Origin of the sequence: Streptomyces rugosispiralis (assembly GCF_024505145.1) — a bacterium.
Classification (GTDB): Bacteria; Actinomycetota; Actinomycetes; order Streptomycetales; family Streptomycetaceae; genus Streptomyces; species Streptomyces rugosispiralis.
Map to the genome: position 1 here is coordinate 65,581 of NZ_JANIAA010000047.1, position 6,405 is coordinate 71,985.

The window sequence follows — 6,405 nt, forward strand, 5'->3', positions numbered from 1 at the left end:
TCGGGTGCTCGGCGGCGCTTCAGCCCGGCTGCCTCAGATGGCGCATGAGCTGCTCGAACAGCGCCCAGCTCGAGGGTGAACTCCCGTCGCCGAGCGGATAGTAGAAGCCTGGGCGGGCCACGGGCCCCAGCGGCACGGGCCGGGCGGGCAGCGGTGTGCGCCGGGCGAAGGTGAGGCCGACGTCCTGCGTCTCGTCGGCTCCGAGCGCGAAGCCGACCGGGACGGCGGGCGGTTCGACGCGGGCGGGCAGGCTCAGGTCGCGGCGGGCGGCCCGCAGTTGGACCAGCAGCGACTGGAGCCGGTGCTCGGTCACCAGCGTGGCCGCGAGGTCGGGCAGGGCGTCCAGCGGCGGCTTCTCGCCGGGGCCGTAGCCGAAGGCCAGCGTCACGTCCTGTTCGACGCCCCGGGCGGTCCGCGCCACGCGCAGCGTGGCGATCGCGGGCCGGTCGGCACGGCCCACCGCGACCACCCAGGTGCTCTCCGGGGCGCGGTCGCGGGCGAGGGCCGTCAGCGCCTCGCACGACCAGGGCAGATTGACGGGCTCGGCGGTGCTCCAGCCCTCGGGCGGACCACCGGTGACGGCGGTCCAGGCCGCCTCGAGGGGCCCACCGAGGACGAGCCGCTCCTCGGCCGGCTGCACGGTGCGGAAGGACAGGGCGAGTTGGCGCTCCCCGGTGTCCTCGGCGCCCTCGAGGAAGGCGCGGGCCACCGGAGTGCGCTCCGGTTCCGCCTCGACCGGGGTGAACCCCCCGTCATACCAGCGCAGCAGGGCGCCGGACAGCCCGTCGTAATAGCCGCCGCCCTCGTCGTCGCGCACCACCCAGCGGGACGGCAGCCCGGTGAGTGACAGGCGCGTGGGAAGGCTGAGCCGGGAGGTCGCGGGGGTCACGATCTGGACAGCGCGGTCGCTCGCGGCCGCGGCCCGTATCGCGTCCGAGAGCCAGGCCGTCATGGCCACCACGGGTCTGTCCTGGAGCACCACCGCCGTACGCTCGGTGAGCACGTCGACGGCGGGCTGGGCCGCGGCCGGGGCGACGGAGGCGGCACCGGCGCCGGACCGTGCGGCCTCGGCGTCCGCCGCCGCGGCCGGCGGCCAGACCGAGCCGCCGCACAGCCGGGCGAGACGCCATGCGAAGGACGCCGCCAGCAGCTCGGCGCGCTCCACTCCGGTGGCGGCCCTGGCCTCGGTCCACCACACGGGCACGCCGGTGTCCCCGGCCTCGGGGCCCAGCAGCCGCGCCGCCTCGCCCGCGACCCGCACCAGCAGCGGCGCCTCCACGGACACCAGCGGGCGGCCCGCCTCGTCGCACAGCTGGATCACCGCGCCCTCGCCGGCCGAGCGCACGTCGAGGTCGGGCCCCCCGGCGGACAGCCCGGCGACGAGGCTCCAGACGTCGGGCATCCGCTCGGTGAGGGCGATCACGTCCTTGGTCATCGGCCGTCCTCCTCCGGGCGCCGCTCCTGCTCCACCCATCCCGTCTGGACCAGGCGGTCGGGCTCACCGCGCCGGACCAGCAGCCCGCGCCCGGCCGGCTGCGCGGACGCGTACACGCCCGGGAACAGCTGGCCCTCCATCCGGTCGCCCGCCATCACCAGGGCCGATGTGCCGCTCTCCCGCAAGGTCATCAGGAACGGCTCGTACAGGGCCCGGGAGCTGCCCGCCACCCGCCGGGCGACCACGAAGTGCAGCCCGATGTCGGGCGCGTGCGGCACATACGGCAGGAAGGGCTGAAGCGGCTGCTGGCCCGCGGTGGTGAGGATGTCGTAGTCGTCGACGAGGATGACGATGCGAGGCCCGTCGTACACCGGGCCCGCCGAGGGCGGCGGGGTCCCGGTGGTCTCGTCCGGCATGCGCTTGGCCAGCTCGCCCGCGATGCCCGCGGCGAGCCCCTCGCAGATCCGGGCGTTGTACGCATAGCCGCCCTGGTACGCCTCGGGCACCACCTCGCGCAGCCCGCGCCGCGGATCCATGATGCCGAAGACCAGCTCCTCGCCGGAGTACCGCGCGGCCAGGCCGTCGGCGATCAGCCGCAGCAGATTGGTCTTGCCGCACTCGTTGTCCCCGAGGATCAGCAGGTGCTGGTCACGGTCGAACAGGTCGAGCAGCACCGGCGCGAGCGCGGTCTGGTCGACCCCGATCGGCACCCGGCGCGGCTGGGACGTGGCCGACGGCAGCGACCGGGCGGGCAGCCGCGCGGGCAGCACCCGCACCCGCTGCGCCGTCTCCCCGGGCCAGGCCGCGCCGATGGACCGGGCCGTCTGCTCGACGGCCGCGCCCAGATCGGCGGTGGAGGCATGGCCGTCCAGGCGCGGGAGCGCGGTCTGCGCGAACAGCTTGCGGTCGGTCAGGGCGCGCCCGGCGTCGTCGGGGGTGAGGGTTTCGGCGAGCCTGCGGTCGACGCTGCTGTCGCCCGGGTCGTTCAGCCGCAGCTCGATATGGGTGCCGAAGGTGGACTGGTGGCCGATGCGCACGTCGTTCCAGCGCAGCATCGCGGCCACGACGTGGATGCCGTACCCGCCGCCGCGCTTGAGCAGGTCGCCCACGGCGTCGTCCAGGGCCTCGAAGTCGTCGCGCAGCGCCCCGAACCCATCGATGAGCAGCACGATGTCGGTGGACGCCAACTCGGGCAGGGAGCCGGCGGCGCGCAGGGCGCGCAGCCGCTCCATCGAGTCGATGCCGTGCTCGCGGAAGAGTTCCTCGCGGGCGTCCAGCATGCCGCGCACCTCCTCGACCGTGCGGGTGGCCCGCTCCCGGTCGGCCCGCCCGGCGACGCCGCCGACGTGCGGCAGCGCGGCGAGCGCCTGCAGACCGCCGCCGACCAGGTCGAGACCGTAGATCCCGACCTCACGCGGGGTGTGGGTGAGGGCGAGGGAGAGCGCGAGGGCGCGCAGCAGCGTGGTCTTGCCGGACTGCGGGCCGCCGATCACGGCGGCGTGGCCGCCGGCGAGGGTGAGGTCGAGGACCCACTGCCCCTGCCACTGCCGCCCCGGGTCGTCCAGCAGCCCCAGCGGCACCCGCATCGTCCCCGGGCGCCGGGCGAACTGCATGCCGCGGGCCGCGTCGACCTCCACCGGCCCCGCCGCGGCGTCCAGCGCGAGCGCGGCGGGCAGCGGCGGCAGCCAGATGCGGCGCACCGGGTCGGCGGCGCCCCTGATCCGGTCGACCATCACGGACATCGCGGTCGGCCCGGGGTCCCGGGTGCGCTTGCCCGCGCCGGGCGCGTCGTCCTCGGCGGAGGCGGCGCCCTCCGGCCCGGCGAGCGTGTTGTACGCGGGGTACGGGTGGATGGCGGGCCCGGTGTCCTCCACGGTGCGCGGCGCAGGGCCCCGGTACGGACCGGAGACGTACCCGGCCTTGAACCGCTCGTACGCCGTGGTGTCCACCTTGAGGTAGCCGAAGCCGGGCAGCGGCGGCAGATGGAAGGCGTCGGTGGTGTCCAGGACGGTGCGGCTCTCGTCGGCGGAGAAGGTGCGCAGGCCCAGCCGGTAGGAGAGGTAGGTGTCCAGGCCCTTGAGCTTGCCGCCCTCGATGCGCTGGCTGGACAGCAGCAGATGGACGCCGATGCTGCGGCCGATGCGGCCGATGGACAGGAACAGATCGATGAAGTCGGGCTTGGCGGTGATGAGTTCGCCGAACTCGTCGATCACCACGAAGAGATGCGGCAGCGGCTCCAGGTCGGGGCTCGTCGTCTCGCGCACCGCCGCGTAACCCGAGATGTCGGCGACGTCGCCCGCGTCCTTGAGCACCTGCTGACGGCGCTTGACCTCGCCCGCGAGGCTGGTGTGCACCCGCTCCACGAGCCCGGCCTGGTTCTCCAGGTTGGTGATGACGCCGGCCACGTGCGGCAGCCCGTCGAACGGGGCGAAGGTCGCGCCGCCCTTGTAGTCGACCAGCACCAGCGCCAGGTCCTGTGGCGGATGGCCGGCCACCAGGGCCAGGACGAGGGTGCGCAGCAGCTCGCTCTTGCCGGAGCCGGTGGCGCCGACGCACAGCCCGTGCGGGCCCATGCCCAGTTCGGCGGACTCCTTCAGGTCGAGCAGCACCGGCTCGTGGGCGTCGTTGACGCCGATGGGCACCCGCAGGAAGGAGCGCTCGCCACGGGGTGCCCAGGCACGGGCCAGGTCCAGGGCGCCGGGGTCGTCGATGCCCAGCAGCCGGGGGAAGTCGACGGGTCCGGACAGCGGGGCGTCCACGAGCGATTCGGCCGACAGCCGCAGCGGGGCCAGCATCCGGACCAGCCCCTCGGCCCCGGCGGCGGTGACGTCGTCCACGGTGCCGTGGGCGCCCGTCGGCTGCCCGCCGCGCAGGTCCTCCACGACCACCTCGTCCTCGCCGACGGTGATGCGGATCGCCACCTCGCCCGGCTCCTGTACCCGCTCGGCGACCAGGTGGAGCACGGTGACGCCCATCTCGCGGTGGGCCACGGCCTCGTCGGGGCGCGGCAGCTCCCGTGCCTCCTCGCCGTGGTCATCGCTGATGACGAGCAGCCGGCCGCTGAGCCCGAGCGCGTCGGCCCCGGACAGGCCGCGCCGCACCTCGGCCGCGTAGGCGGCGCGCTGCCGGAGGTCGCGGCCCAGCAGCCGGGCGAGCTGGGGCAGGTCGGGGGCGATCCGGCGGGCGGCGACCGGCCCGTCGCGCTCCTCGGCGTCCAGCAGGTGCGGCAGCCACTTGAGCCAGGCCCAGTCCCGCTCGACCCGGTCGCCGGGGGCGGCGAGCGCCAGGGCCACGTCGTCGGGGGCGTGGGTGGCGGCGGTCTGGACGAGCAGCGCCCGCACCACCCGCAGCACCGCGTCCCGCTCCCCCACCACGCTGACGTTGCCCACGCGGTCCAGCGGCACGGTCAGCGGCAGATCGGTGACCAGTGCGTAGCGCCCGACCAGGGCGCCCGCCTCGTTGAGCATGAACGGGTCGGGCGGGGTGAGCACACTGCCCGACTGGCGGGCCACGGTCAGCGGCCGCAGCGGCATCTCGCCGGTCCCGATCCGCACCCGCAGGAAGTCCGGGTCGGTGCGGCGCCGCTCCCACAGCCGGGCCGGGTCGCGCACCACGTCGTACAGCGCCCGCGGCGGCGGGTCGAGCACCCGCGCGGTGGCGCGCCAGGCCCGCTCCTCGGCGCCCAGCTCCTCGCGCAGCTCCTCCAGATACTCCAGATACCGCTCGCGCTGCCGACGGCGGGTGCGCTGCGCGCGGCCGCGCTGGGAGAACAGCAGCACCAGGGCGCCGACGACAGTGACCACGAGGACGAGGGCGCCGATGGCCGCGAACTGGCCGCTGCGCAGCACGGTCATCATGACGACCGAACTCATCACCCCGGCGATCGGCAGCAGCGACATGGCGGCCCCCGCCGCCTTGCCCTCGGGCAGGTTGGGCGGGGCCTCGATGGTGCGCGGCTCGGGCTCGGGCAGCGGTCGGGTGGTCCGGGCGGGCCGGTGCACCAGGTGGGTTGTCATCGCCGTCCTCCCCTGTGTCCTCCCCTGTCGCGCACGGCGCGGTCCAGGAGCGCGGCGGCCAGGCGGCCCGCGGCCAGCCGGGTGCTGTGGGCGAGCAGCCCGGTGCGGATGGCGCCGCCCGCGGCCAGATGACGGTCGTACGGGATGGCCATCACCTCGACCCCGCTCTCGGCGAGGTGGGCGCGGGCCACGTCCAGGTCGAGCGCGGTGTCGGGCGAGGACTCGGTGAGGGCGACCACCGTGCCGGGCAGCATGGGCCGCGGCACCGCCGCCATCCAGTCCAGGACGGTGCGGGTGCTCGCCACGCCCTCCAGGGTGGCGGGCGCCACCAGCACCCTGGCCTGCACGGTGTCCAGGGCCGTGCGCGCCAGCTCCCCCGGCAGCGTCTCGCAGTCGACGACGGTGACACCGAAGTAGCGGCGCAGCGCCATGGTCACGGTGCGGTAGGCCCGGATGTCCAGCGGAGTGCCGATGCGGCCCTGGCTGCCGGGCAGCAGCCAGCCGCCCTCGGGCAGCTGGACCAGATAGCCGGTGACCTCCGCGAACTGCATCGAGGGGGACACGACTTGGGCCACGTCCGCGCATGTCCAGCGGACCGACTCGGCGCCGAGCCGGATGGGCAGACTGCCCAGCGCCGGGTCGGCCTCCACGGCGAGGACCGGGTCCTGGCGGTAGTGCGCGAAGGTGAGGTTGAGCAGCGCCGCGACGGTGGTCTTGCCCGCGCCGCCCCGGATGCTGCTCACCGCGATCTGCCGCCCGGTGGTGACCGGTTGCTGCAGCGCCCGTGCGACCTCGGTGGCCTCCTCCACCTCACGCGAGGCAGACGCGGCGACCAGCCGCCGCAGGGTCCGCCCGGCGCGGCGGGTGACCGGGTCCCCACTGCGGAGCCTGCCCTGGGCGAGGGCGAGCCGGGGGTCGACGGGCGGCACGGGGGTGGGAGCGGGCAGGTGTTGG

3 protein-coding genes are annotated in these 6,405 nt (G+C 75.5%); all 3 read right to left on the reverse strand.

The window, feature by feature from the left end; genetic code table 11:
• Nucleotides 1-19: 19 nt before the first annotated feature.
• Nucleotides 20-1,435 carry a DUF6177 family protein gene (locus NP777_RS40785; protein WP_256655234.1) on the reverse strand — a complete coding sequence of 472 codons (1,416 nt, stop codon included), beginning with the start codon at nt 1,433-1,435 and terminating at the stop codon, nt 20-22.
• Complete coding sequence (gene eccCa / locus NP777_RS40790; RefSeq protein ID WP_256655235.1) at nt 1,432-5,451, reverse strand: type VII secretion protein EccCa; 4,020 nt, start codon at nt 5,449-5,451, stop codon at nt 1,432-1,434. Before eccCa ends, NP777_RS40785 begins: the two co-directional genes overlap by 4 nt.
• Nucleotides 5,448-6,405, reverse strand: a 958-nt coding sequence (locus NP777_RS40795) for a type VII secretion protein (RefSeq protein WP_256655236.1), incomplete at its 5' end; no start/stop codon positions are given. The genes NP777_RS40795 and eccCa, both read right to left, overlap by 4 nt.